23 protein-coding genes are annotated in these 24,859 nt (G+C 65.8%); 14 read left to right on the top strand and 9 right to left on the bottom strand.

All coding sequences use genetic code 11. The annotated features are described in order from the left end of the window. The first annotated feature begins 1 nt into the window (after position 1). Both mutM and purT read left to right on the top strand, forming a co-directional pair. Complete coding sequence (gene mutM, locus BUB09_RS05280) at positions 2-820, top strand: bifunctional DNA-formamidopyrimidine glycosylase/DNA-(apurinic or apyrimidinic site) lyase (RefSeq protein ID WP_072895499.1); 819 nt, start codon at positions 2-4, stop codon at positions 818-820. A gap of 52 nt (positions 821-872) precedes the next feature. After that, positions 873-2,066, top strand: a complete 1,194-nt coding sequence (gene purT, locus BUB09_RS05275; protein ID WP_072895496.1) for a formate-dependent phosphoribosylglycinamide formyltransferase — start codon at positions 873-875, stop codon at positions 2,064-2,066. A gap of 35 nt (positions 2,067-2,101) precedes the next feature. On the opposite strand, the gene BUB09_RS05270 is transcribed toward purT, so the two are convergent. Next, positions 2,102-4,111 (bottom strand): APC family permease, encoded by a 2,010-nt coding sequence (locus tag BUB09_RS05270; RefSeq protein ID WP_072895075.1) that lies wholly within the window; start codon positions 4,109-4,111, stop codon positions 2,102-2,104. A 232-nt stretch (positions 4,112-4,343) separates the two neighbouring features. Here BUB09_RS05270 and typA point away from each other — a divergent pair, with 232 nt between their 5' ends. From typA to BUB09_RS17475, 3 genes are all read left to right on the top strand, one after another. Continuing rightward, complete coding sequence (gene typA / locus BUB09_RS05265; protein WP_072895072.1) at positions 4,344-6,170, top strand: translational GTPase TypA; 1,827 nt, start codon at positions 4,344-4,346, stop codon at positions 6,168-6,170. 142 nt (positions 6,171-6,312) lie between these two features. Then, on the top strand, positions 6,313-8,079 hold the full coding sequence (locus BUB09_RS05260) for an OmpA family protein (RefSeq protein WP_072895069.1): 1,767 nt from the start codon (positions 6,313-6,315) through the stop codon (positions 8,077-8,079). A gap of 131 nt (positions 8,080-8,210) precedes the next feature. Next, complete coding sequence (locus BUB09_RS17475) at positions 8,211-8,588, top strand: hypothetical protein (protein ID WP_084083177.1); 378 nt, start codon at positions 8,211-8,213, stop codon at positions 8,586-8,588. A gap of 139 nt (positions 8,589-8,727) precedes the next feature. On the opposite strand, the gene BUB09_RS05250 is transcribed toward BUB09_RS17475, so the two are convergent. Both BUB09_RS05250 and BUB09_RS05245 read right to left on the bottom strand, forming a co-directional pair. Further along, on the bottom strand, positions 8,728-9,897 hold the full coding sequence (locus BUB09_RS05250) for an acyl-CoA desaturase (protein ID WP_072895064.1): 1,170 nt from the start codon (positions 9,895-9,897) through the stop codon (positions 8,728-8,730). 231 nt (positions 9,898-10,128) lie between these two features. Then, positions 10,129-10,770: a TetR/AcrR family transcriptional regulator gene (locus BUB09_RS05245; RefSeq protein WP_084083176.1), complete on the bottom strand. Its 642-nt coding sequence runs from the start codon at positions 10,768-10,770 to the stop codon at positions 10,129-10,131. 241 nt (positions 10,771-11,011) lie between these two features. Here BUB09_RS05245 and mprF point away from each other — a divergent pair, with 241 nt between their 5' ends. Genes mprF through BUB09_RS05225 form a run of 4 tightly spaced genes read left to right on the top strand, consistent with a single transcriptional unit; the run spans position 11,012 to position 15,659 of the window. After that, positions 11,012-13,576: a bifunctional lysylphosphatidylglycerol flippase/synthetase MprF gene (gene mprF / locus BUB09_RS05240; protein WP_072895061.1), complete on the top strand. Its 2,565-nt coding sequence runs from the start codon at positions 11,012-11,014 to the stop codon at positions 13,574-13,576. Next, positions 13,573-14,994 (top strand): AcvB/VirJ family lysyl-phosphatidylglycerol hydrolase, encoded by a 1,422-nt coding sequence (locus BUB09_RS05235; protein ID WP_072895058.1) that lies wholly within the window; start codon positions 13,573-13,575, stop codon positions 14,992-14,994. The genes mprF and BUB09_RS05235 overlap by 4 nt, the downstream gene beginning before the upstream one ends. Then, positions 14,994-15,485, top strand: coding sequence for a DUF456 domain-containing protein (locus tag BUB09_RS05230; RefSeq protein WP_245793141.1), 492 nt, complete (start codon positions 14,994-14,996; stop codon positions 15,483-15,485). Before BUB09_RS05235 ends, BUB09_RS05230 begins: the two co-directional genes overlap by 1 nt. Before the next feature lie 39 nt (positions 15,486-15,524). Further along, entirely contained in the window at positions 15,525-15,659 is a 135-nt protein-coding gene (locus tag BUB09_RS05225) for a DUF3096 domain-containing protein (protein WP_072895056.1), read from the top strand. Between the two features lie 28 nt (positions 15,660-15,687). Here BUB09_RS05225 and BUB09_RS05220 read toward each other — a convergent pair whose 3' ends face one another. Next, on the bottom strand, positions 15,688-17,436 hold the full coding sequence (locus BUB09_RS05220) for a lytic transglycosylase domain-containing protein (protein ID WP_245793140.1): 1,749 nt from the start codon (positions 17,434-17,436) through the stop codon (positions 15,688-15,690). Between the two features lie 207 nt (positions 17,437-17,643). Here BUB09_RS05220 and pip point away from each other — a divergent pair, with 207 nt between their 5' ends. Beyond that, positions 17,644-18,594 carry a prolyl aminopeptidase gene (gene pip, locus BUB09_RS05215; protein WP_072895053.1) on the top strand — a complete coding sequence of 317 codons (951 nt, stop codon included), beginning with the start codon at positions 17,644-17,646 and terminating at the stop codon, positions 18,592-18,594. Positions 18,595-18,744: 150 nt separating this feature from the next. Continuing rightward, the gene (locus BUB09_RS05210) at positions 18,745-20,157 is read left to right on the top strand and encodes an FAD/NAD(P)-binding protein (RefSeq protein WP_072895051.1); all 1,413 of its coding nucleotides are present in this window, start codon (positions 18,745-18,747) and stop codon (positions 20,155-20,157) included. Between the two features lie 35 nt (positions 20,158-20,192). On the opposite strand, the gene BUB09_RS05205 is transcribed toward BUB09_RS05210, so the two are convergent. The 3 genes from BUB09_RS05205 to BUB09_RS17145 all read right to left on the bottom strand — a co-directional run bounded on the left by BUB09_RS05205 (position 20,193) and on the right by BUB09_RS17145 (position 21,745). Next, complete coding sequence (locus BUB09_RS05205) at positions 20,193-20,483, bottom strand: hypothetical protein (RefSeq protein WP_072895048.1); 291 nt, start codon at positions 20,481-20,483, stop codon at positions 20,193-20,195. 62 nt (positions 20,484-20,545) lie between these two features. Then, positions 20,546-21,379 (bottom strand): hypothetical protein, encoded by an 834-nt coding sequence (locus BUB09_RS05200; RefSeq protein WP_072895045.1) that lies wholly within the window; start codon positions 21,377-21,379, stop codon positions 20,546-20,548. Between the two features lie 51 nt (positions 21,380-21,430). Continuing rightward, on the bottom strand, positions 21,431-21,745 hold the full coding sequence (locus BUB09_RS17145; protein WP_175550111.1) for an EF-hand domain-containing protein: 315 nt from the start codon (positions 21,743-21,745) through the stop codon (positions 21,431-21,433). 133 nt (positions 21,746-21,878) lie between these two features. Here BUB09_RS17145 and BUB09_RS17140 point away from each other — a divergent pair, with 133 nt between their 5' ends. Next, on the top strand, positions 21,879-22,061 hold the full coding sequence (locus BUB09_RS17140) for a hypothetical protein (RefSeq protein WP_175550110.1): 183 nt from the start codon (positions 21,879-21,881) through the stop codon (positions 22,059-22,061). Between the two features lie 29 nt (positions 22,062-22,090). On the opposite strand, the gene BUB09_RS05190 is transcribed toward BUB09_RS17140, so the two are convergent. After that, complete coding sequence (locus BUB09_RS05190) at positions 22,091-22,579, bottom strand: MarR family winged helix-turn-helix transcriptional regulator (protein ID WP_072895040.1); 489 nt, start codon at positions 22,577-22,579, stop codon at positions 22,091-22,093. A gap of 167 nt (positions 22,580-22,746) precedes the next feature. On the opposite strand from BUB09_RS05190, the gene BUB09_RS05185 reads away from it, so the two are divergent. Further along, on the top strand, positions 22,747-23,172 hold the full coding sequence (locus tag BUB09_RS05185; RefSeq protein ID WP_072895038.1) for an organic hydroperoxide resistance protein: 426 nt from the start codon (positions 22,747-22,749) through the stop codon (positions 23,170-23,172). 135 nt (positions 23,173-23,307) lie between these two features. On the opposite strand, the gene BUB09_RS05180 is transcribed toward BUB09_RS05185, so the two are convergent. Next, positions 23,308-23,973 carry a TetR/AcrR family transcriptional regulator gene (locus BUB09_RS05180; protein ID WP_084083174.1) on the bottom strand — a complete coding sequence of 222 codons (666 nt, stop codon included), beginning with the start codon at positions 23,971-23,973 and terminating at the stop codon, positions 23,308-23,310. Positions 23,974-24,121: 148 nt separating this feature from the next. Between BUB09_RS05180 and BUB09_RS05175 the strand changes: the two genes are divergently transcribed. Continuing rightward, positions 24,122-24,850, top strand: coding sequence for an SDR family oxidoreductase (locus BUB09_RS05175; RefSeq protein ID WP_072895035.1), 729 nt, complete (start codon positions 24,122-24,124; stop codon positions 24,848-24,850). Positions 24,851-24,859 lie beyond the last annotated feature (9 nt).

Below are 24,859 nucleotides of genomic sequence, written 5' to 3'. Positions count from 1 at the left end.
GATGCCCGAGTTGCCCGAGGTCGAAACGATCCGGCGTGGTGTCACGCCGCATGTGATCGACCGACGCATTACGCGGGTCGTCGTTCGTGAGTCGCGGATGCGCTGGCCGGTGCCGGACGATCTCGCCAGCCGTGTCGCCGGCCAGCGCGTGCTGTCCACCGACCGCCGTGGCAAATACCTGCTGCTGGCGCTCGATGGCGGCGATCGGCTGCTGATCCACCTGGGCATGTCGGGCCGGCTGTTCGTGTTGGCGCAGGGGCATCCGCTGGTCAAGCACGACCACGTCGATATCGAACTCGACGACGGCCATCTGCTGCGCTTCCACGACCCGCGGCGCTTCGGCGCCGTACTGCTGTGGCGGCACGACGAGCCCACGCATCCGCTGCTGACCGGCATGGGGCCCGAACCGTTTTCGGACGCATTTGACGGTGACTACCTGCACCGCGTATCGCGCGGCCGCAGCGCGGCGGTCAAGACCTTTGTCATGGACGGACGCATCGTCGTCGGCGCCGGCAACATCTACGCCGCCGAATCGCTGTTTCGCGCCGGCATCCGGCCGACGCGACCGGCCGGCGACATCAGCCTGCCACGCTATCGCGTGCTGGCTCAGAAAATCCGCGACGTGCTGGACGAGGCGATCACGCAAGGCGGCACGACGCTGCGCGATTTCGCTGGCGCCGACGGTGCCGCTGGTTACTTCCAGCAGGACCTTTACGTGTACGGCCGTGAAGCCCTGCCCTGCCGGCAATGCAGCACGCCGATCCGTCGATTGGTGATCGGACAACGCTCGAGTTTTTTCTGCCCCGGCTGCCAACGCTGACCGCCGCCTCGCACAGGTATCATCGCCGCTCATTTTTGAGTTGGCGCGCAACATGACCCCGATCGGAACCCCGCTGTCCTCACAAGCCACCCGCGTGCTGATGCTCGGCTCCGGCGAGTTGGGCAAGGAAGTGGTCATCGAGCTGCAGCGGCTGGGCGTCGAATGCATCGCCTGCGACCGCTACGACAACGCACCGGCGATGCAGGTCGCGCACCGCTCTCATGTGTTCAAGATGCTCGACGGCGCCGAACTGCGCCGCATCGTCGAGCTGGAACGTCCGCATCTGATCGTTCCGGAAATCGAAGCGATCCACACGCCGACGCTGCTCGAGCTGGAAGCCGAGGGCTGGAACGTGGTGCCAACCGCGCGCGCCGCGCGGTTGACGATGGACCGCGAAGGCATTCGCCGGCTGGCGGCCGAGACGCTCGGCCTGCCGACGTCGCCGTATCGCTTTGCCGACAACGAAGCCGACTATCGAGCCGCGGTGGCCGCGCTGGGCATCCCGTGCGTGGTCAAGCCGCTGATGTCGTCGTCAGGCAAGGGGCAGAGCGTGATCAAGTCAGCGGCCGACATCCAGCCGGCGTGGGACTACGCGCAGGCCGGCGGTCGCGCCGGTGCGGGCCGCGTGATCGTCGAAGGCTTCGTTGACTTCGATTACGAAATCACGCTGCTGACCGTGCGCCATGGCGCGCAGCGCGATGCGGTGCAGACCTCGTTCTGCGCGCCGATCGGCCATTTGCAGATCGACGGTGACTACCGCGAAAGCTGGCAGCCGCACCCGATGTCGGCCAAGGCACTGGAGCGCGCGCAGGCGATTGCCGGCGCCATCACCGCCGACCTCGGTGGCCGCGGCGTGTTCGGCGTGGAGCTGTTCGTCAAAGGCGACGAGGTGATTTTCAGCGAGGTGTCGCCGCGCCCGCACGATACCGGCCTGGTCACGCTGATCGCGCAAGACCTGTCGCAGTTTGCGCTGCACGCTCGCGCGATCCTGGGCTTGCCGGTCCCGAACATCGCCCAGCGCGGTGCGGCGGCCTCGTGCGCGCTGCTGCTGGAAGGCGATCGGGTCGCACCGGGCTTCGCCGGCGTTGCCGACGCCTTGGTCGAGCCCGACACGCAGCTGCGACTGTTCGGCAAGCCTGAAATCGTCGGCCGTCGCCGCATGGGCGTGGCCCTGGCCCTGGCGACCGATGTCGAGGCGGCTCGCGCCAAGGCGCGGCGCGCCGCATCGGCGATCTCGGTCGTCTAACGCCGACGCCGACGCCGACGTCGGCGTCGCGGGCGCTAGTGCACCGGCGCCCGCGTCGGCGGCGACGGCCGCACGTCGGTCTCGGTCAGCTTGACCGGCACCACGATCATCTCGCGGCTGCGCTCGTGCAGATGACGCTGTACCGCCAGCGGCAGCTGGTTGTGCAGCAGCGAGGTGAACAGGTTTTCGCTGCGGAACACGATGCGGCTGGCGAAGCAGACGCTGTCGGGATACTCGTCGAACACGTGGTCGACCAACGCGAACAACTCGCTCTGCGGATCGGCGCCATAACTCTCATACGAGACAGCGGCCAGATTGCGGCTGGCGCAGTAGCCGACGAAGTACGCCAGCGAATTCTGCAAGCGCGCCTGCAGCGCCACCAGCGAGCGCTCGCTGTCGAATGCGTCGCGGTCGACCTCGCCCACGGCAACGAATACGAAGTTGCGGAACTTGCCGGGAAACTTGTCGAGCACCCATTCCAGCGTGCGATAACCAGCACCCCGATTGGCACCCACCAAGATGATCGCCGTGCATCCCTTCGGGTCCAACGGCGGTGACGGCAGATCTTCGATCCAAGTCACGCGCGGCGCGTACTGGTCGATCCGCTGCATCAGCCGGCGGACTTCGTCGTAGTGACGACGCACGACGATGCACAGAGCGGCCACGGCGCCGGTGATCACCAGCGTGACCCAACCGCCGAGCAGGAATTTTTCGACGACGATCACGGCCAGCATGAAAGCGGTCACCGACAAGCCCAGCAGCGACAGCAGCAACGGACCACGCCAACGCAGGATGTAGCGGCGCTGCGTCCACCAATGCCGCGACAAGCCGAACAGCGTCAGTGTGAACGTGATGAACACATTGATGCTGTACAGCACCACCAGCAGCGACACGCGGCCGCGGGTCGCCAGCACGATCACCAGCGCGGCGATGCCCATCAGCAGCACGCCGTTCTGCGTGACCATGCGATTGGACAACTGCCGGAACTGGCGCGGCACCCAGCGGTCGGACGCCATGCTCGCCAGCACTGCCGGGCCGCCAAGAAAGCCGGTGTTGGCGGCGACCATCAACAGCCCGGCTTCAAGCAGCAGCACGATCGCGAGCACGACGCCGGCGGTAGGCCCTTCACCGAACACCTGGCCAATGATCTGCCGAAACGTCACGGCATTGAGCGTCTGCCCCGGCGTCGGCGTGGCGTCCCACAGCAAGTACAGCAGGATGATGCCGCCGGCCATCAAGGCCAGTGACACGGCCATGTAGAACATCGTGTAGTGGCCGGTTTTGACGCGCGGCTCGGCCAGCATATTGATGTTGTTCGATACCGCCTCGATACCCGTATAAGTGCCGCCGCCGATCGAGTAGGCGCGCAAGAACAGCGCGATCACGAACATCACGCCGCTTTCGCGTGACAGCGACTCGGCTTCGGCGACGCTGTTGGGCCACAGCGTTCCGATCGCGTCGGCGTGGGCACTGACGCCGTAGACGATCAGGGCCACATGCGACACGACGAAGCCGAGGAAGATCGGCGCCAGCACCCGGATCGATTCCTTCATGCCCCGCAGGTTGAGCACCAGCAGCGTCACCACCAACAACGCCTCGGTCGCCAGCTTCCAGCCGACCAGCGAATGGGGCAACAAGCTGAAAAGCGCGTCGGCGCCGCTGGCGACGGAAATGGCGATCGTCAGCACGTAGTCGACGATCAGTGCCGAGCCGCTGATCAGTCCGGCGCGCGGGCCGATCAGCTTGGTCGCGGCCTTGTAGCCACCGCCGCCCGACGGAAACAGGTCGATGACCTGGTTGTAGCTGGCCGCGATGATGAACACCGTGGCCGCCGTTGCGAGGGCCAGAAACAGCGCAATGTCGGTGTGGCTGCCCAGCGCGAGGAACGCCTCCTCCGGGCCGTAGCACGACGATGACAGGCCGTCGGCGCCCAGCCCGATCCAGGCCAGGATCGCGACCAGCGCGATGTTGTGCCGGGTCTTGGGGTCGAACGGATCGAGCTTCTCGCCGACGAGCAGGCGTCGCGCCTTGTTCAGGATCGTCATCGCGGGCGGGGTGTCTCGTTATGCGACTCGGGCGGGGCAAAAGCCATCGGTGATTCTAGCGTCATCAGCTGGCCGGCATTGGCATGACAGATGCGGTGTCATCGTCGTCCACGTATACTCCGCGGCCGTTTTAGCCATACCAGGCCAAAGCCGGGCTCTTTTTGGCCCGGACGGTCGACTCGGGGCAGCGTCGCCGCCCTGTACTCCGCTTGTTTCTCCCGGTGCCCTTCTCGTGATTCAAAACCTCCGCAACATCGCCATTATCGCGCACGTCGACCATGGCAAAACCACCCTTGTCGACAAGCTGCTGCGTCAGTCGCAGACGCTGGACGCGCGCGAAAACCTCGGCGAGCGCGTCATGGACTCCAACGACCTGGAGCGCGAGCGCGGCATCACGATCCTGTCGAAGAACACGGCCATCCGCTGGATGGACAAGCGCACCAACACCGATTTCCGCATCAATATCGTCGACACCCCCGGCCACGCCGACTTCGGCGGTGAAGTCGAGCGCGTGCTGAGCATGGTCGACTGCGTCTGCCTGCTGGTCGACGCGCAAGACGGTCCGATGCCGCAGACGCGCTTCGTCACGCAGAAGGCGTTCGCGATGGGCCTGAACCCGATCGTCGTCATCAATAAGGTCGACCGCCCCGGCGCACGTCCGGACTGGGTCGTCGACCAGGTGTTCGACCTGTTCGACAAGCTCGGCGCCAACGACACGCAGCTCGATTTCCCGATCGTCTACGCCTCGGCGCTGCACGGCTACGCCGGCCACACTGCCGATGTCCGCGAAGGCAACATGGACCCGCTGTTCCAGACGATCGTCGACAAGGTCGTCCCGCCGGCCGTCGATCCGGAAGGCCCGTTCCAGATGCAGGTGATCTCGCTGGCCTATTCCAGCTACGTCGGCGTCATTGGCACCGGCCGCATTTCGCGCGGCAAGATCAAGGCAAATTCCCCGGTGTCGGTCGTCAACCGCAACGGCGAGGTCCGCCAGGGCCGCGTGCTGCAGGTGCTGGGCTTCATGGGCCTGGACAAGGTCGAAGTTCCGGAAGCCGAGGCCGGCGACATCATCGCCGTCACCGGCATCACCGAACTGGGCATTTCCGAGACCATCTGCGACCCGAAGAAGCCCGAGGCGCTGCCGACGCTGACCGTCGACGAGCCGACGATGAGCATGGTGTTCGAGGTCAACAAGTCGCCGTTCGCGGGCAAGGAAGGCAAGTTCGTCACCAGCCGCCAGATCGGCGACCGCCTGCAGAAGGAACTCCAGACCAACGTCGCGCTGCGGGTCGAGCCGGGTGATTCACCCGACCAGTTCCGCGTGTCCGGCCGCGGCCTGCTGCACTTGGGCATCTTGCTCGAAAACATGCGTCGCGAAGGCTTCGAAATCGCCGTGTCGCGTCCGCAGGTGATCCTCAAGGAAGTCGACGGCCAGATCTGCGAGCCGTACGAATCGCTGGTTGCCGACGTGGAAGAAGCCCACCAGGGCGGCACCATCCAAGGCTTGGCCGAGCGCGGCGGCAAGATGCTCGACATGGTCGTCGACGGCAAGGGTCGCGTCCGCCTGCAGTACATGATCCCGTCGCGCGGCCTGATCGGCTTCCAGACCGAGTTCATGTCGATGACCTCGGGTACCGGCCTGCTGTTCCACAACTTCGACCACTTCGGCCCCAAAGCCGACAACGCCGACATCGGCCAGCGCCACAACGGCGTGCTGATCTCCAATGAGCAGGGCAAGACGGCGCCTTACGCGCTGTTCAACCTGCAGGAGCGCGGCCGCATGATGGTGGACCCCGCCGTCGAGGTGTACGAAGGCCAGATCGTCGGTATCCACTCCCGCGACAACGATCTCGTCGTCAACGTGCTCAAGGGCAAGAAGCTGACCAACATGCGCGCCTCGGGATCGGACGAAAACGTGATCCTGACACCGCCGGTGAAGCACTCGCTGGAGCAGGCGCTGGAGTTCATCAACGAAGACGAACTCGTTGAGCTGACGCCGACCTCGATCCGCATCCGCAAGAAGTTCCTGAAGGAACACGAGCGCAAGCGTTCGGGCTAATCGAGGCTCGTGCAGCGACGACTGAGGACTTTTACTCAGTCGTGGCTTGCGTTTGCTGAGGAGTTCCCCGTAAATACGGACCGCAGACGAACCGTCTGTCAGGTCAATAAGAGGCCCCCACGGGGCCAATACGGGGAACACAATGGTTTCAAACCGCCTTGCCGCCCGCCGCGCGGCACATTGGCTCGTCGGGGTCAGCCTCGCGCTGTCGTCGACATTGGCGACGGCTGCCGGGCAGCCCGGCTGGTACGTTGGTGCCGAGGGCTTCGCTACCGCGCCCGATGACGCCGACGCGCGTGCGTCTGCCATTCCGGGATCCAACGGCGTAGAGCCGATGCCTGGGCAAAGCTGCCTGCTGTCGCTCGGCGGCGCGACGCTCGACTTGGGCATTCCCGGTCTCTGCGTTCTGGGCCCGGACGTACCGGCCACGCCCGGTGTCGATCCCATTGCCGGCATTCCGGCGCAAAACTTCGCGTACGACTTCAAGACCGGCTTCGGTGGCGGACTGACGTTCGGCTACCGCTTCGAGAATGGCCTGCGCCCGGAGCTGGCGCTGAACTACAGCACGGCCGACGTCGATACGTTCACCGCCGTCACCGCTGGCACGCCGTCCGCGGGCGCCGACGGCAAGGTCGAAGCGTTGCGGCTGATGAGCAGCCTCTGGTACGACCTCGACTTCGGTCGGTACATCCCGTATCTCGGCGGCGGCATCGGCGCGCAGCGCACCGAAACCCAGATCGGCAACTTCATCGATGGCAAGGACACGACCTTCGCCTTCCAGCTGGGTGGTGGTGTTGGCCTGCTGCTTAGCGACGACTGGACGCTGTCGCTGGACTATCGCTACGTCGATGCCGATCGTCCCAAGTACCGGACCTCGCTAAATCAGCCGATCGAGAGCGAATACAGCTCACACAACCTGGGCCTGGGCCTCACCTATGCCTTCGGTGCCGACGGGGGACGTGATACCGACGGTGACGGCGTGCCCGACCGCCGTGATGACTGCCCGAATACGCCAGCCGGCGTGACGGTCTATTCCAACGGCTGCCCGACCGATGTCGACGGCGATACCGTGCCGGATTACCTCGACAAGTGCCCCAACACCCCGCCCGGCGCGCCGATCAACTCCGACGGCTGCCCGATCGACTCGGATGGCGATGGCGTGCCCGATCACGCCGATCAGTGCCCTGGCACACCACCGGGCACGCCGGTGGACACGCGAGGCTGCCCGGCTGACGCCGATGGCGATGGGGTGCCCGACTATCTCGACAAGTGCCCCGGCACGCAGAAAGGCGTCAAGGTCGATGCCAACGGCTGCGACTTCCGCGATGCGGATGGCGATGGTGTACCCGACAGCGCCGATCGTTGCCCGAACACGCCGCGCGGCGAACTGGTTGGCCCGGATGGCTGCCCGCTCGACTCCGATGGCGACGGCATCCCCGATTCGCGGGACGATTGCCCGAACACGCCGGCCGGTTACAAGGTACTTCCGGATGGCTGCGCGCCCGTTGGCGACTGCCGCAAGCCTCGCCCAGGTGAGCCGGTCGACGCCCGAGGCTGCGCACTCGATCGTCGCTTCGTACTGCGCGGCGTGAAGTTCGAGTTCGACTCCGACCGGCTGACGGCACCCGCCAAGGAAACGCTGAATGAAGTTGCCGCGACCCTCTCGGCCTATCCCGACCTCAAGCTCGATGTCGAAGGTCACACCGACAGCCTCGGCACCGATGCGTACAACCTGAGTCTGTCGGAGCGTCGCGCGATTGCCGTGATCCGCTACCTCGGTGAGCAGGGCGCGAAAACGGCGCGTCTCAAGGCGATCGGTTTCGGCGAAACGGTCCCGATCGACAGCAACGACACCGAAGTCGGCCGCGAAAATAATCGTCGCGTCGAATTCAAAGTCACCGGCGACTAACGGACGCTGGATCACGATGAACGGCAGAATGCAGCCGCTGCTGCATTTTGCCGTTCAGCTTGGTTCAGATCGGGTTCATTGCACGTCGATATCGTGCACTCGCGACATTGCCCTTCAGTCGGAGTGCTTCGATGAAACACAAATGGTTAGCTGCCGCGTTGTTGATGATCGGCGGCATCGGCGTTGCGAATGCCCGTACGGATGTCTCGATCGGCATTGGCGTCGGCGTGCCGGTAGGCGTGGTCGTAGACCGCTACTACGCGCCGCCGCCTCCGCCCGTCTATTACCGTGAGCGGGTTTATTACGAACCGCGCCGCGTTTACTACGCGCCGGCTCCGGTGTACTACGCGCCGCCGCCGCGCTACTACCATGGTCACCATCATCACGGTGGCCACGGCGGTTATCGCGGCTACGAGCGGAACGTCAGCTATCAGCGCGAAGTGTCGCGTGGCGACGGTCGTTACGAGCGTCGCGTCGAATACACGCGCGAAAGCCGTTATCGCGATTGATGCGAGGCGTCTAAGTAGCGGTCGCTACTTTCCCGCCCAATAAAAAACCCCGCCTCGGCGGGGTTTTTTATTGGCTGTGGCCAAGCGCTAGAACCGTGACCGCGAAGATGCCCGCGAACGTGTCGCGGGCAATGCCAACTCAGGCCGCCTGCAGGCTCAGCAGACGGACACGGCGCTGCTGGTAGCGCAGGGATTCCTCAAGCGCCTGCATGCGGCGACGGACCTCGCTGGTTTCCCAGTGATCAGACAATTGCTGCTTGGCGTGCTCGAACTTTTCCTGCTGCAGCCGCGCCCACTCGGACAGCGTGGCCGAAAAGGTCTGAAGCTCCTGCTCGAGCAGCAGCTGGAGGTGCGCGATCCGCCCACCCGCATCGGCCTTGGCGATCCGTTCCTTGGCTCGCTCGAACTGCCGCTGCAACTTGGCGCGCTGGATCTGGAACTCGGGCGTGCGGCGCAAACCGCTGGTCAGTCCCACCCACGAGAAAGCAGCGATCCACCACTTGGTCGGATCCCACTGATACCAGCGGATGCCGTTGCGGTAGTCCCACTGAAACAAGTGGTGGAAGTTGTGGTAGCCCTCGCCGTAGGTCAACACTGCCAACAGATCGTTGTCGCGCGCCGTGTTTTCCGTCGTATAGGGCTGGCGGCCCCAGTAGTGCGCAAGCGAGTTGATGAAGAACGTGAAGTGGTGGTTCACCACCAGCCGCATCAAACCCGCGAGCACCAGCGTGCCCCACAAGTCACCTGACGCCCAGCCGACCAACGCGGGCAGCGCGATGTTCATTGCCAATGCGATGGCCAGATAGTGCTTGTGCTGCCAGCGGACGATCGGATCGCGGGTCATGTCGCGACCGATCTTGTCGTCGAACTGGTGGCAGGGTTCGTCGCGGAGCATCCAGCCCATGTGCGAATACCACAGGCCGCGGCGAGCGGAGTACGGATCATGTTCGACATCATCGACTTCGCGATGGTGAACGCGATGCATCGAGCACCAGATCAAGATGCTGTTCTGCAGCGCCTGCGCACCGAACAGCGCATAGAACAGTCGCAAGCTCCAGTGCGCTTGGTAGGCGCGGTGCGAGTACAGGCGATGGTAGCCGGCCGTGATCGACAGCCCACTGGCGTACAGGAACACGCCGAACCAGACCCAGGCCGCGGTGCTGAAATCGTGGGTCCATGCGTACCACGGGAACACCGTAACGGCGAGCGTCGTGGTCAGCGAAAACAGGATGATGGCAGGCCAGTTGTAAGACCGCTTTGCGGCGACAACGGGCTGACCGGATGAATCGTCAGCAGGGGACGAAGACATAGAAAAAGCAAAGGCCTCGGCAGGCGCCGGAACAATACCGGCTACTGCATTCTAGCAGCGGCATTATCCACGCCATGTGACAAAAAATTGCCAATAGTGATGTCGGCTGCCGCCGTCGAGCGGCTCGACCGGCACTCTGGTCACTTGGTCATACCCGGATTCGACAAGCAGTCCGGCTGAAAGCAGAACGCCGCCCGAAGGCGGCGCTCTGTGCAGCCGAGGCGGTGCGAGCTACGGCGTGGCGCGGGCCGGGCTGTTGTCGGGCAACAAGCCCGACTCGATCATCTCCATCGCGCTGTCGATGATTTCGTCGGCCGGCATACGGCCGGTCCACAGGCAGTAGCGCAGCGCCAGGAACTGGCCGATACCGAGAATGGCCCATGCGCGCGTATCCGCGTCACCCGGCTTGAAGATGCCGGCGTCCGCACCTTCGCTCAGCGTTTGCGCATAGCTACGGGCCAAACGCTCGTGGTACTCGCGAAACACCGTTTCGTCGACGAACTGGGACTCCTGGACGATCCGGTAGCGGCCGGGGAACTCCAAGGTGTAACGCAGCAGCGCAACCAAGCCCTCGCGCTCGCCGGCCAGCCGCGTCGGCGCGGCGGCCCCGGCCTTGGCTGCATACGAACGCAAGGCGCGGCCGATCTCGCGAACCAGCGTGATGAAGATTTCTTCCTTGCTATGGAAGTAGAGATAGAACGTGCCCTGGCCGACATCGGCGCGGGTCGTGATCGAGCTGACCGACGCGGCGTGGAACCCGCGGGCGCCGAATTCGATTTCGGCGGCAGCGAGCAACTTGCGGCGCGTGGCTTCGCCTCGTGCAGTAGCAGGCACGAGCGCTTTGAGCATCAGTGGAGTGAGCGGCTGATTCATGACATGGCTTCCCTTGCATTAGTCGTGGAACGTCGGCCGCGGTTGAGTTGCCCTCCTGGCTTGCGAACGACATGGTCGGATGGTGCCCACGGAAGCTGACACAGCGTCCGGGGCGCTGACCGACGGCACATTTGAGCAGAAAATCGGCTCGTGAATCGTGCGTCAGCAGGGTCTCGCGTCAACTTTTGTGACTTTTCGGCGGCACCATACCGTCCGGACGCCGAGCCCCTAGAATGCGCGCATGCAAGGACTGGAACCGGGAAAAGGGCGCGCGATCGCCGCCGCACTGTTAACGCTCGGGATCTTCGCGGCCGCGCTCTGGGTGCTCGACGACAGCCTGCGCCACCTCGATCCCGCCGACTTGCTGGTGCCGCTGCGCCAATTGTCGGCCCAGCAGTTGTTTGGCGCGATCGGGTGGACGGCCGCCAGCTACTTCGCCCTAACACTATATGACGCGCTCGCCTTGGACATCATCGGCCGGCCCCTTCCGTACCGGCGGGTGGCGACGATCTCGTTCATCGCGTGTGCGCTGGCCCACTCACTGGGCTTGGCGTCGTTGTCGGGCGGATCGGTCCGCTTGCGCGCCTATTCCAACGAAGGCATCAGCGCGGCCGACATCGCGCTGGTACAAGGCCTGTTTTCGCTGACCTTCCTGCTCGGCGCCGGCACACTGCTGAGCGGCTCCCTGCTGCTGGAGCCGCATGCAGCCGCGCGTTTGCTGCACCTGAGCATCCCGACGATCCATCTGATCGGCGCGACGCTGCTGTCGGGCATGATCGGCTACGCCGCTGTGGCCAGCCTGCGCCAGCGTCCGCTGCAGCTGCGCCACTGGCGCATCGCAACGCCGCGCGCCCCTCAAGTCGCCTCCCAATTCCTCGTCAGCGCGATCGACATTGCGTGCTCGGCGGCCGCGCTGTGGGTGCTGCTGCCGGCATCAGCTGCGATCCACTACCCGACATTCCTCGGCATCTACGTCATCGCGATTACCTTGGGCGCCGTCAGCAACGTGCCCGGCGGCTTGGGCGTGTTCGAGTCGGCCTTGCTGTTGATGCTGCCGACACCCGAGCCTGGGCTGCTGCTTGGATCACTGCTGCTGTTTCGTGCGGTCTACTACATCGCGCCGTTCACGCTGGCGCTGCTGATGCTGGCCACGCGCGAAGCCACGGCGCTCAGCGGTCCGCTTCATCGCGCTGCCACGTCACTGCGACGCTCGCTGGAGTCGATAGTGCCGCAGGCCGTTGCCATTGCCGTGTTCGCCGCCGGCGCCGTGCTGCTGGTATCCGGCTCGCTGCCGGCGATCGGCAGCCGCGTCCAATGGCTGGCGCAAGCGCTGCCGCTGGGTGTGCTCGAAGCCTCGCATCTGGCCGGCAGCGCGCTGGGCGTGGGATTGCTGATCCTGGCACGCGGCCTTTATCGGCGGCTGGCAGCGGCTTGGTGGCTGACACTGATCGTGCTCGCCGGCGGCATCGCCGCGTCGCTGCTCAAGGGCGGCGACTTCGAGGAGGCGCTGATCCTGCTGGTGGTATTGGCCGTGCTGGCCGTGTCGCGCGACCGCTTCTACCGCCATGCGCCACTGACCGAGGCGCGGCTGTCACCGCTATGGCTGGTCAACGTGGGACTGGTGATCGGCGCGGCGATCTGGATCGGCTTTGTGGTGTTCCGTGACGTCCAGTACGACGATGAAATCTGGTGGCGCTTCGCGTTCGACGAGAACGCGCCGCGCATGCTGCGCGCGGGCGTCGTCGCGGTGATGGTCGGCCTGATCTACGGGCTGTGGTCGCTGCTCGGATCGGCCCGCCCCGAGCCCGAAATGCCGACTGCCGATGACATCGAAGCTGCGCGTCAATGTCTCGGCCACGGCACCGACAGCGTGCCCAACCTGGTGTTGCTCGGCGACAAGCAGCTGCTGTTCAGCGACCAGCGCGATGCCTTCATCATGTATCGGCGATCGGGACGCAGCTGGATCGCGATGGGCAACCCGGTCGGCAACCCGGCCCGTCATGCCGAACTGGCATGGCGTTTCCGCGAACTCTGCGACAAACACAGCGGTTGGTGCGTGTTCTATCAGGTCACCGCCGACAAGCTTCCGCTTTATCTGGATCTCGGCCTGTCGCTGTCGAAGCTGGGCGAAGAAGCGCGAGTGCCGCTGACCACGTTCTCGCTGGAGGGCAAGGCCCGTGGCGAATTGCGCACGTCGCAGCGCAAGGGCGCGCGCGAAGGCCTGGTGTTCGATGTGCTAGAGCCGGGGCAAGTCGCGGCGCGCGCCGACGAGCTTGAACGCGTCTCCTCGGCTTGGCTTGCAGACAAGTCGGCGGCCGAAAAGAGCTTTTCGGTCGGCCGCTTCGACCCGGCCTATCTGGCGAACTTTCCATGCGCGGTCGCGCGGCGCGGCGACCAGATCGTGGCCTTCGCCAATCTGTGGCAATCGGGCGACGGAACCGAGCTGTCGGTGGACCTGATGCGTTACGGCCAGGACGCACCCAAGGGCGTCATGGATTATCTGTTCGTCGAGTTGCTGCTATGGGGCAAGGCGCGCGGCTATCAGTGGTTCAACCTCGGCATGGCGCCGCTGGCCGGGCTGGAACAACATCCGCTGGCGCCGCTATGGCACCGTCTGGGTCTGCTGGTGCACCGCTACGGGGGGCCGTTCTACAACTTCGACGGCTTGCGCAAGTACAAGGACAAATATCAGCCGGTATGGCGGCCCCGTTACCTGGCATCGCCCGGCGGCTTGGCTCTGCCGCGGATCATGCTCGACACCGCAACCTTGATTGCCGGTGGCATGCGCGAGATGGTGCGTAAATGAAGTGCTTGGCTTCGGTTGCCGCCATCGCGCTGGCGTTGGCTGCCGGCTTGCTGGCACTGCCAGCACTGGCGTCACGCCCACCCGACCCGGCCCGCGACGAGCGCATCGAACACGGCCGCTTCAAGCCACTGTATCTGTACAAACCCGAAGGCCCGGCGCGCAGCACGGCCTTGCTGTTTTCCAGCCAGCGGGGCTGGGACCGCGAAGCGGACGCTTATGCCAGGGCGCTGCGCAGCAGCAAAACGCTGGTCGCCGGCATCGACACGCCGGCGTTGCTAAAGGTGCTGGCGCAGGACGGCGACAACTGCGAGTTTCTCGACGGCGACCTCGACAACCTGAGCCGATTCGTTCAGGCGTACACACGCCAGGACGACTACCGTCCGCCGCTGCTGATGGGCTTGGACGAGTCCGCCGCACTGGTGTTCGGGGCGCTGTCGCAAGCGCCGCCGAAGAGCTTTTCGGGCGGCGTCGGCGTGGGCTTTTGCCCGTTCAGCCCGCTGCGGCCGCCTTTGTGCGCGGGCACTGGACTGCGCCAGCGTCACGAGCCGGGCGGCGGCAGCACGATCCTGCCAACGTCGCGTTTGCAGTCGCCCTTCTTTGCCGTGGCGACGCCAGCGAGCGAAGCCTGCGGCGCGCGCGACTTCACCAACCGCGTCGACGGCGCCGAGCTGCGGTGGCCGGTTCGCCGTCAAGCCGGCGCGCCGAGCGCGGTCGGTGCTGCGCTGCTGGCCTACGGCACACTGGCAGCCAATATCGCCCCGGCCCATCGCAAGCCCGAGGCTTTACCCGATCTGCCGCTGGTCGAGGTCGCCGCCAGCCGTGATGATCCAAGCCATCGCGACCTGTTGGCGGTGCTGCTGTCGGGCGACGGAGGCTGGGCCGGCCTGGATGAAGAGATCGCCGACCGGCTCGCAGCCGAGGGCATCCCGGTGGTCGGGCTGGACTCGCTCCGCTACTTCTGGACCGAGCGCAAGCCGGACGACGTGGCGCTGGATCTCGGGCGGCTGATCCACCATTACGTCGAGACCTGGAAGCGCCCTCGCGTGATGCTGATCGGCTACTCGCAGGGAGCGGACGTGCTGCCGTTTGCGCTGAACCGGATGCCGCCGAGCCTGCGTCAGCAGATCACGCTGACGGCCGCCATCGCGCTGTCGAAACATGCGGCCTTCGAGTTCCATGTCGGCGCCTGGGCCGGCCAGGCCGGCGACTTCGAGACGCGACCAGAAGTCGATCAGCTTGCGGGCGCACAGGACCTGCTGATCATCTGCGGCCAGAACGACGATGCTGCAATCTGTCCCGAGCTTGACCCAGCGCGTCATCGGATGCGGATTCTGCCGGGCAGCCATCATTTCGAGGGCAATTACGCGCTGCTGGCCAAGACGCTGATCGACGGCCTGTCAGCACCGGAGGCGCGCTGATGGACCCGACCTTGCAGATGGTGCTCGGACTGCTGGCGATCGCGCTGGTGCTCGGCGGCCTTGCCGGCGCCGTGCTGCCGTTGCTGCCCGGACTGCCGATGCTATTCGGCGGGCTGCTGCTCGGCGCCTGGGTCGACGGCTTTGTCCATGTCGGCAAATGGACGCTCGGCATCCTCGGCGTGATGCTGGCCGTCGGCATGGCGCTCGACTTCATTGCCGGCAGCCTGGGTGCCAAGCGCGTCGGCGCCAGCCCCAAGGCTGTGCTCGGCGCCACGCTGGGCAGCGTGGTGGGTATCTTCTTCGGCTTGCCCGGACTGATACTCGGGCCGTTCATCGGCGCCGTCATCGGCGAACTGGGCGCACGTCGCGGGCTCGATCAGGCTGCTGCTTCGGGCGTTGCCACCTGGGTCGGCCTGCTGCTCGGTACGATCGCCAAGCTCGCCATTGGCCTGGCGATGATCGGCGTGTTCGCCTTCGCCTGGCTGGTGTAAGCCAGGCGCCACGATGCTGTTGCTGCAAGGACGCAAACAATGACCCTGCACCTCGACCCGATTCCGACGCTGTCGCTGCTGGCCGGCGTCTTGATCCTGATCCGCCCCAAGCTACTGAACTACGTCGTGGCGCTGTATCTGATCGCCGTCGGCGTGATCGGCCTGCTGCGCTAGCCGCGTCAGGCGATCGGCGCGGTCGGCGTCAGCTGGCCGGAATCTTCAGCTGCTGCCCGACGCGGATGTGCCCCTTCTCGTTCAGGCCGTTGGCCGAGCGCAGCTCCGCGACACTGACCTTGTAGCGCTTGGCAATCTCGCCGAGCGTCTGTCCGCTGCGCACCTTGTGCAAGCGCGCCACGGCCACGCGCTTGCCGCGCGGCGACGATACAGCAGCCTCGCTGCGGACCCGCTCGGTGACGGCAGCGACGGTCTGGTCGCGAGTCAGCGTCGGCTTGGATTCGCCGACGGCGACGACCACCGGGCCCGGCCGGCTTTCTTCGCGCGGCGGCACTTTCAGCACCTGGCCGAGCTTGAGCTTGGACGCATCCTTCAGCCCGTTGGCGCTCTTGATCGCGGCCTGCGGCACGCCGTAGCGACGCGCGATCTTGCCGAGGCTGTCGCCCTTGCCGACTTTATGCAGCAGGAAAAAGCTGCGCTGCGCATCAAAGCGTTCTGAACTGCCGAGCTTGGCGTAGGCCACGTTGAACGCGTCGGCGCGGCCTGCCGGCACGCGAATCACATGGCCCGGAGGCACGTACAACTTGCCTTCAATCACCTCGGGGCGATATGCCGGATTCAAACGGCGGAATACCTCGTCGTCGGCATCGCACAAGCGGCGCAAGGTGTCATACGGAACATAGTTCTTGGTTTCGACCGTGTCGAAGCGCAACGCGTCGCGGCGACGGATCTCGCCGAAATGCTGCTTCCAGTTGCGTTCCACGTCGGTAGCAGCCAGGAACTCCGCGTAGAAGTTGCGCGACGCAAAGCCAAAGCTCTTGGCGTCGTAGCGCGCGATCAGGTCAGGCAGCGCCGAGCCGCCGGTTTCGCGCAAGCCGCGCGCGATCCCGCCGCGGCCGTGGTTGTAGGCGGTCAGCGCGAGCGGCCAGCTACCGAGCGCTGCGTAGTCGTCGCGCAAGTGACGCGCAGCAGCGTCGGTGCTGGTCCACGGATCACGGCGATCGTCGACCAGCTCGTTGAGCCGCATGTAGATCTTGGCGCTCGACGGAATGAACTGCCAAAGCCCAGCGGCGCCGACCTTAGAATACGCATCAACGTTGAAGCTCGATTCCACCAGCGGCAGGCGCGTCAGCTGCAGCGGCAGGCGATAGCGGCCGAAGATGCTTTCCATCTCCGGCAGGTAGCTGCCCGAGGTTTCCAGCGCCACGGCGGTGCGTTCCTTGAGCCCTCGCTGGGCGCGGAACGTACCGACCGCATCGAGAAAGCGGTTGTCGCTGCGCACGTCGGCAAACATCTGGTAGACGCGACGCTGTTGCTCGTTCATCTGGTCAGGCGCGTTGCGCAACTCGTGCACCTGGCGCAGCAGCCGGTCGACGCGCGCCTTGGCATCGGATTCGGCGTCGGCCTTGTATCGCGCCAGCTGGCCGGCGCTCAGCTCCCGCGCTTCGCCGCGGAAGTCCAGCAGCTCGAACACCTTGTTCGGGTACTGCGTCGAATGCACCGCGCTCTGATGCTCCGACCATTGGCTGAACACCTTGGTCCAGAACGCAACGTTGGGCTTGAGCACCTCGTAGCGTGGGAACAAGTGCTCGTCGATCGGAGCGGGAGCCGTCGTCGTCGGTGACGCTGGGGCGTCGGGCGCATCGGCAGCGGGCGACGGAGATTCAGCCGGCGCCATAACGGCCGACGGCTCTTGATCCGGCGACTGCGCCGCTGCCACTCCGACCGCAGCCAACAGTGCCGAAATCGTCAAAACACGCACAAACTGAGCAGCCACTACGAACTCCGCACTCACGAACAAAATTGACGTCGGGACGACCGATGCTAGCCCACGGTCAGTGTGCACTCAAACTCAAGCCGTCGACGCGCAGGCCGCGACGATCGCAAGTTCATCGGCCGGGTACGCTACGCTACTCGCGACCCGGCGCAGCGCGCGCTCGCGACCCGATTGCAACTGTCACGCACGACAACAGGATCTTCGACGATGGCCCAGCCCTACCCCGCGATCGAGCCGTACAAGACTCACCGCCTCAAAGTCTCCGATCTGCACGAAATCCATGTCGAGGAATGCGGCAATCCGCGCGGCAAACCAGTGATCTTCGTCCACGGCGGCCCTGGTGGCGGCACCGAGCCCTGGCATCGTCAGTTTTTCAATCCGCAAGCCTATCGGATCGTGCTGTTCGACCAGCGCGGCTGCGGCCGGTCGACGCCGCACGCCGAGCTGGCCGAGAACACGACTTGGGATCTGGTCAGCGACATGGAGCAAATCCGCAAGCTGCTGGGGATTGACCGCTGGGTCGTGTTCGGCGGCTCCTGGGGTTCGACGCTGGCGCTGGCCTATGCGCAGACCCATCCCGACCACACTCGGGCGCTGATCCTGCGCGGCATCTTCCTGCTCCGCCCGGCCGAAATTCGCTGGTTTTATCAGGAGGGTGCCAGCTGGATCTTCCCCGATGCCTGGGAGCATTTCCTGCGGCCGATTCCGAAGGAAGAACGCGGCGACATGGTCAGCGCCTACCACCGCCGACTGACCAGCGAACGCGTCGACGAGCGTCGCGAAGCCGCACGCGCCTGGAGCATCTGGGAGGGCGCGACCAGCAAGCTGCTGCCGAGTCGCGACATGGTGCAGCGCTTCGGTGAAGACCGGTTTGCGGAGGCATTCGCGCGCATCGAATGTCACTACTTCGTCAACGGCGGCTTCTTCCGCTCGCCCGACCAGTTGCTGGAAGATGCCTACCGCATCCGTCACATTCCGGGGGTGATCGTGCAAGGCCGCTACGACGTGGTCTGTCCACTACGGTCGGCCTGGGACCTGCACCGCGCCTGGCCCGAGGCAGACCTTCAAATCGTCGCCGACGCCGGCCATGCGGCCAGCGAGCCGGGCATCCTGTCGCGTCTGGTTGCGGCAACGGATCGATTTGCAGACTTGAACTGAGGCGCATCACGACGCCAACCTGGCGTGTAAGCGTTTTCTTACACGCCAGGTTGGCCGTATTTTTTAGACGCACTGGCTATTGGTCGATGCGCTCTTCAGACCGATAGCCTTGGGTGACCGTCTTTCCGACGCCCAACCGGTCCGTCTGCCATGAAAACCGTCGTCATCATCGGTGCAGGTTTCTGCGGTGCTGTGACCGCCGCGCAGTTGCTGCGCGGGACCACCGAACCGATCAACGTGGTGCTGCTGAACCGGTCCGGCTTGATGGCCCGCGGGCTGGCCTACGGCACGCGTACCGACGAGCACGTGCTCAACGTGCCAGCGGGCCGCATGAGTGCGTTCCCAGACGACGAAGACAGCTTCTTGCGATACGCGCAGCGCTTCGACGCCGACGTATCGGCCAACAGTTTCGTATCGCGCCGGCTGTTTGGCGACTACCTGGAGTGGATCACCCGCGAAGCCGCCCGGCGGGCTCCGGCCGGCAGCCGCTATCGCCCGATCGTGGGCGACGTCGAACAGATCCAACCGCTGGCCGCTGGCGCTCGGGTCCGCCTGGCCGGGGGTCAGCAAATCGAGGCCGATCGCGTCGTGTTGGCACTCGGCAACTTCGCGCCTGCCGACCCTCGCGTCGAGACCGGCAGCGGCGACTTCTACGGCAGCCCGCGCTACGTCCGCGACCCTTGGCGTGCCGATGCGCTGTGGGTCGCGCGTCCCGACGAGCCGGTGTTTCTAATCGGCACCGGCCTGACGATGCTCGACACGCTGCTCAGCTTGCGGGCGCGCGGACATCACGCGCCGATCCATGCGCTGTCGCGGCGCGGCCTGCTCCCGCAAGCGCACCGCGAACTCGAAATCCGGCCGGTCTACACCACCGGCCTGCCGCAACGGCTGCCGGCCACGCCGAACGTGCACGACTGGCTGCATGCGCTGCGTCACGAACTGGAGTTGGCGCGTACCGAAGACGTCGACTGGCGCGACATCATCGGCGGCCTGCGCGGCGCCACGCCCGCGCTGTGGAAATCGTTGTCGCTACGCGAGCGGCAGCGTTTCCTGCGGCATCTGCGCACGTTCTGGGACACGCATCGTCACCGCTGCGCGCCAGCGCTGGGCCGGTTGCTGGATGCCGAGCGCGCCGATGGCAGTTTGAGCATCCACGCCGGTCGCGTGGTCGGCTACGACGAAACCCAAGATGGGGTCGAGGTGCTGTGGCGCCCGCGCGGCAGCAATCGCATCGAACGCACCGCCGCCGGCACCGTGATCAATTGCACCGGGCCGGAGAGCGACACGCGCAGCGTGCGCGAACCGCTGATCGCCCAGCTGCGCGACGCCGGCCTACTGACGCCCGATGAGCTGGGCCTGGGCCTGATCGTCGACCACGAATACCGGCTCGTCGACCGCCAAGGGCATTCGTCGACGACGCTGCATTACGTCGGACCGTTCTTGCGTGCACAGCTGTGGGAAGCCACGGCGGTCCCGGAATTGCGCCGCCATGTGTCGGCGCTGGCCGGCGTGCTGCTGCGCTCGCTGACCACGGCACCGACCGCGGTCGCCGCCTTGGCGTAACAGCGCCGATCGAAGCGGCGCGTCCTGCGCGGCAGTCAGTCGAACAAGAAGGAGCCCGAGTCCTTGCGCTTGACGCCGACGCGCTCGATCTCGCCGTAGCCGACGCGGTAACCGTCGCCGTAGAGCGCCTTGTTGGTGATCTTGGTCACCGCGAACCGATAGTGCTGGCCGCCCTTGGTGTTGATGTCGACTTCGTCGCCGATGTTGACGGCGTCAATGACCGCCTGCGGCGACCGCGCATCAACGGCCTTGTTCGACGCACAAGCTGTCGCCAGCAACGCGGCGGCGCCAATCAACACCGCCTGCAAGCAAGACCGCATCTTCATCTCAACCCTCCGCTGCCAGTGCCACCATTGTAGTCGTGCGCCACGCGCGACTCAGCCGCGGCTCAATACTGCGGCTCCAGCTGATAAACCCCGCTGTACTCGTCGAGCAGGCGCAGTTCGTAACGCGCCGCTTCTGCGTCCAGCCAGCCGTCGCCGGCGATCGTCAGCCGTCGACCATCGTCGTAGTCGGTGTCGCCATCGAGCCGGTACATGGCGCCGGACGGCGGCACCCGCACCCGAAGCTCGGCGCGGGGGCGCGCACGGCTCAGCTCCATGCGCAGCGTGCCGCAGCCTTCGACTGTGATGTTCAAACGCTCGCGACGCTGGCCGGGTCCGAGACGATCCGCAATACGGACGATGGTCATCGGCTCGCCGTTGGCGGGCAGCGGCGACGGGCAATCGCCAGCCGCTTCGTTGCCGCGACGCGGTGCCGCCTCCGTGTTGTTCGGCCGGGCCGATGGTGGCATCGGCGCGGGCTTGGCCGGCGGATCCGGCAAGGCCGGGCGATCGATCGACGCGGGTAACGGCGTTGGCTCGGGCATCGGCGCCAGCGCCGAGCGCGGCAGCAGCGGCGCCGCGCCCGACGCCGCCGGCTCGGCTTGAGTCGACGGCACCGCGTTGGCCTGTGATTCATCCCACAGCGGCGCCACGGGCCGCGGGACGCCGGGGCTGCTGTAGACCAGCGCTGGCGCGCTCGACGGCGCGGCGCCGAGCCAGCCCTGCCGCGCTGCAAAACCCGCACAGGCCAGTGCCAGCGCAACGGCGACCAGACCAGCGCGCAAGCTGGGTGACATCGGCATCCAGCGGCCGTCGCCCGGGCGAGGCCAGCGGCCGGCCACGACCGCGACCAGCAGCAGCACATCGATCAAGACGATCAGCGAAAGGGCCAGGGTCATCGGGACAGCCGAGATTTAATATTGATCATTAAACTATTAGTTTATTTTTGTTCACTGCTTCGGCAGCGGCGGCAATCGGTAGAACGGGAACCGGCCGGCGCGGACCTCGTTCCACGACAAGTAGCCGCTGTGATCGGCGTCGATCCGCTCGAACACCCGCGACAAGGGTTCGATGTCCGGCACGGCCGCCACTTCATCGCGGTCGAGCCGACCGTCGTGATTGGTGTCGGCGTCTTCGAAAGCCTGGAACGGGATCGGCGACCGGCTGCGGTCGTGAGACGGCGACAGATCGTCACTGGCACAGCCGCCGAGCCACAGGCTGAGCAGCAACGTGGCGGCTGGCAATCGGAAAGGCAGGGTCGGCATGCGAAAAGGCAACACGGTCAGGATGGCCGCAGTGTAAGACCTCGGCATCGCGATTCCGTGCGCGCATTCGTTCATCGACGGTGCTGGGGCCGGCGACCACGCTGGGCCTCCACGTTGGAACCGGAGTCCGTCCATGAAAGCCACCCGGAACAAGGCGCCGCGCGCCATCACCACCCACACCGATTCGGCCACGCCGCCGCCGCAGGATGCACCACGAGGGGCCGATGGCGCCGCGTGTGACGACCCGCATCGCCGCCGGCCCGAGCACGGCGGACATCAGGGCAGCACCGGGCAACGCGATCGGCACGATCGATAGCCCCGGCGCCAGCGGCCGCCTGCGATGCGCTAGCGGACGGCGGCGGGCGCCGGGCGCGAAGCCTCGGCGGCGCGATCGAGTTGCTCACGCAACTGCGTCAGCTGATCGCGCAGCTTGCCCAGCTCGTCCCAACCGAGGCCGCAGGCCGCGCCGATCCCCTGCGGAATCGACCGCGCCTGGTCGGCCAGCGCGCGACCCGCATCGGTCAACGTGATCCGCAGCTGGCGCTCGTCGGCCGCATGGCGGCGGCGCGCCAGGTAGCCGATCGCCTCCAGCCGCTTCAGCAGCGGCGTCAGCGTCCCCGAATCCAGATGCAGCAGACGTCCGATGTCCTTGACCGGCACATCGTCCTGCTGCCACAGCACCAACATCACCAGGTACTGCGGATAGGTCAGATGCAACCGATCCAGGATCGGCTTGTAGACCGCGTTGAACGCCAGCGCCGTGGAATAGACCGCAAAGCACAGGTTGTCGGCCAGCGGCAGCGGCGCGTCGAACGCAGGGGCGGACTTGGGCATCGGGACTCCGGATCAGACGCCTGAGTATGAACGATTGTGCGCAATTCGATTGCACGGCATCGAATGGCATAAGAACCGACCGGCTCAGTCCGAATAAATACTTTGTGTGCAATCTAATTGCCGCTAACGTGGCCGCTGTTGAACCCACCCACTCCAAGGAGATTCCAATGCCGACCAATGTCCTGTATCGCACCAGCGCCACCGCCAATGGCGGCCGTGATGGCCAGTCCGCCGTCGACGATGGCAGCCTTGCCGTCCGCCTCGCCACCCCGCGCGAACTCGGCGGCGCCGGCGGCCCCGGCAACAATCCGGAGCAGTTGTTCGCGGCGGGCTACTCGGCCTGCTTCCTCGGCGCGATGAAGTTCGTCGCATCGCAGGGCGGCCCCAAAGTGCCGGCCGACACGACGGTCCAGGCTACGGTCGGCATCGGCCCGCGCTCTGAGGGCGGCTTCGGCCTCGACGTGGCGCTGGCGATCAAGCTGCCGGGCGTCGAGCGCGACGCGGCGGTCGCGCTGGTCGAAAAAGCGCACCAGGTCTGCCCGTACTCGAATGCCACGCGCGGCAATCTCGACGTCAAGCTGACCGTGCTGTGATCCAGGCCGGCAAGACCCGCCGGTGACGTCGCTCGACGCCGGCGAGGCCCGCCACACATCGATGGGCTTCCGTCCGGCCAGGTCCCGGGCGCCGCAACGGCGTCCGCCGATAGGCCATCAACCGAGCGAAATGCCTCAGCCGCGGCGCAAATGCGCTTCGATCAGCGTCTTGGCGGCGCAGGCGGCGACCGCCACCGGCGAGTCATTGGCCGCGAACATCATCCGTGTTTGATGGGTACCGCCGAGCAATAGCATCAGCGCATCGCCGAGCTGCTCGGGCTCGCGAGCGCCCATATCGGCGGCCAGACGGCGCAAGCGCTGGCGCACATCGGCCTTGTGCTCGCGCACGACCTGCAACGCAGCGTGGTCCTGCTCGTGGATTTCGACCATCACATTGGCCATTGCGCAGCCGCGGTCGCAGTGCTGCGTCGGCCGGTCGACGGTGGCTTCGAACAATGCTTCGGCCTGACGGCGCGGATCGCCGGCGTGCGGCGCGATCGTCTGCTGCCACCAGGCGTCGAACTGCCGCGCGGCCTCGCGCACGTATTCGGCGACCAACTCGTCCTTGGACGGAAAGCTTCGATAGAAGCTCATCTTGTTGGTACCGGCCTCGCTGGCGATCGCGTCGACGCCGACGCCGCGGATGCCCTGGCGATAGAACAACTCGCAGGCGGTGTCGAAGATGCGGTCGCGTACCCGCACCTTGGCCGCACAGGCGGCAGCGCCCGGCGCCGTATCGCCATCGCACAGCGAGGAACCAGGCTCGATTTCGGTCGTCGTAACGGCGTTGTTCGGGATCATCGCAACCTCTTGACAGGGGTGTGACCGGTCAGTAACTATAACTCATCGTTACTGACCGGTAACACACGGACGGCATTCTCTCCGCTGCACCCGGCTTCGTCAAAGCCCAGCGCAGACCGGTCGTTCTCTATTTCAGCAGGAGTCGAACATGAGCACTCGCATTGCACTGATCACCGGCGGCAATCGCGGCATCGGACTGGAAACCGCGCGACAGCTCGGCCAGCAGGGCGTCCATGTGATCGTCGGTGCGCGCGGGGCGGCGGCCGGCGAGCAGGCTGCCGCCACGCTGAAAGCCGAGGGCGTGGCCGCCGAATCCGTGGTGATCGACGTGGCCGATAGCGCCAGCGTGCACGCGGCGGCCGCGGCGATCGACGCCCGCCATGGCCGGCTCGACATTCTGGTCAACAACGCCGGCGTGCTCGGCGAGATGGTCGCCGGACCGTCTGCGCAGACCTTGGCGCAGTGGCGCGAGGTGTTCGACACCAATCTGTTCGGCCTGATCGAGGTGACCCAGGCCATGCTGCCGCTGCTGCATCGGTCCGACGCCGGCCGCATCGTCAACGTGTCCAGCGTGCTGGGCTCGATCGCGTTGCACGGCCAGCCGGGATCACCGATCTACGAGATGAAAGGCATACCCGCGTACAACGTCTCCAAGAGCGCCGTGAATGCGTGGACCGTACAGCTGGCCTACGAGCTGAAAGCGTCGCGTATCAAGGTCAACACGATTCATCCCGGCTATGTGAAGACCGAAATGAACCGAGGCGGCGGCGAACTCGAAGTGCCCGAAGGCGCGCGCACCAGCGTGGCGATGGCACTGATCGCCGACGACGGCCCCAGCGGCAGCTTCACTCACCTGGGCGAAACCCTGCCCTGGTAGTTCTCGATT

The organism is Hydrocarboniphaga daqingensis (genome assembly GCF_900129825.1).
Lineage (GTDB): Bacteria > Pseudomonadota > Gammaproteobacteria > Nevskiales > Nevskiaceae > Hydrocarboniphaga > Hydrocarboniphaga daqingensis.
Note: the sequence above shows the minus strand (reverse complement) of the source record. Positions and strands in the feature narration are given on the sequence as shown.

Excerpts from the sequence above, each read along its gene's own strand:
- mutM (WP_072895499.1), top strand. The coding sequence starts at position 2 with ATGCCCGAGTTGCCCGAGGTCGAAACGATCCGGCGTGGTGTCACGCCG.
- purT (WP_072895496.1), top strand. The coding sequence starts at position 873 with ATGACCCCGATCGGAACCCCGCTGTCCTCACAAGCCACCCGCGTGCTG.
- BUB09_RS05270 (WP_072895075.1), bottom strand. The coding sequence starts at position 4,111 with ATGACGATCCTGAACAAGGCGCGACGCCTGCTCGTCGGCGAGAAGCTC.
- BUB09_RS05260 (WP_072895069.1), top strand. The coding sequence starts at position 6,313 with ATGGTTTCAAACCGCCTTGCCGCCCGCCGCGCGGCACATTGGCTCGTC.
- BUB09_RS17475 (WP_084083177.1), top strand. The coding sequence starts at position 8,211 with ATGAAACACAAATGGTTAGCTGCCGCGTTGTTGATGATCGGCGGCATC.
- BUB09_RS05250 (WP_072895064.1), bottom strand. The coding sequence starts at position 9,897 with ATGTCTTCGTCCCCTGCTGACGATTCATCCGGTCAGCCCGTTGTCGCC.
- BUB09_RS05245 (WP_084083176.1), bottom strand. The coding sequence starts at position 10,770 with ATGAATCAGCCGCTCACTCCACTGATGCTCAAAGCGCTCGTGCCTGCT.
- mprF (WP_072895061.1), top strand. The coding sequence starts at position 11,012 with ATGCAAGGACTGGAACCGGGAAAAGGGCGCGCGATCGCCGCCGCACTG.
- BUB09_RS05235 (WP_072895058.1), top strand. The coding sequence starts at position 13,573 with ATGAAGTGCTTGGCTTCGGTTGCCGCCATCGCGCTGGCGTTGGCTGCC.
- BUB09_RS05230 (WP_245793141.1), top strand. The coding sequence starts at position 14,994 with ATGGACCCGACCTTGCAGATGGTGCTCGGACTGCTGGCGATCGCGCTG.
- BUB09_RS05225 (WP_072895056.1), top strand. The coding sequence starts at position 15,525 with ATGACCCTGCACCTCGACCCGATTCCGACGCTGTCGCTGCTGGCCGGC.
- pip (WP_072895053.1), top strand. The coding sequence starts at position 17,644 with ATGGCCCAGCCCTACCCCGCGATCGAGCCGTACAAGACTCACCGCCTC.
- BUB09_RS05210 (WP_072895051.1), top strand. The coding sequence starts at position 18,745 with ATGAAAACCGTCGTCATCATCGGTGCAGGTTTCTGCGGTGCTGTGACC.
- BUB09_RS05205 (WP_072895048.1), bottom strand. The coding sequence starts at position 20,483 with ATGAAGATGCGGTCTTGCTTGCAGGCGGTGTTGATTGGCGCCGCCGCG.
- BUB09_RS05200 (WP_072895045.1), bottom strand. The coding sequence starts at position 21,379 with ATGACCCTGGCCCTTTCGCTGATCGTCTTGATCGATGTGCTGCTGCTG.
- BUB09_RS17145 (WP_175550111.1), bottom strand. The coding sequence starts at position 21,745 with ATGCCGACCCTGCCTTTCCGATTGCCAGCCGCCACGTTGCTGCTCAGC.
- BUB09_RS17140 (WP_175550110.1), top strand. The coding sequence starts at position 21,879 with ATGAAAGCCACCCGGAACAAGGCGCCGCGCGCCATCACCACCCACACC.
- BUB09_RS05190 (WP_072895040.1), bottom strand. The coding sequence starts at position 22,579 with ATGCCCAAGTCCGCCCCTGCGTTCGACGCGCCGCTGCCGCTGGCCGAC.
- BUB09_RS05185 (WP_072895038.1), top strand. The coding sequence starts at position 22,747 with ATGCCGACCAATGTCCTGTATCGCACCAGCGCCACCGCCAATGGCGGC.
- BUB09_RS05180 (WP_084083174.1), bottom strand. The coding sequence starts at position 23,973 with ATGATCCCGAACAACGCCGTTACGACGACCGAAATCGAGCCTGGTTCC.
- BUB09_RS05175 (WP_072895035.1), top strand. The coding sequence starts at position 24,122 with ATGAGCACTCGCATTGCACTGATCACCGGCGGCAATCGCGGCATCGGA.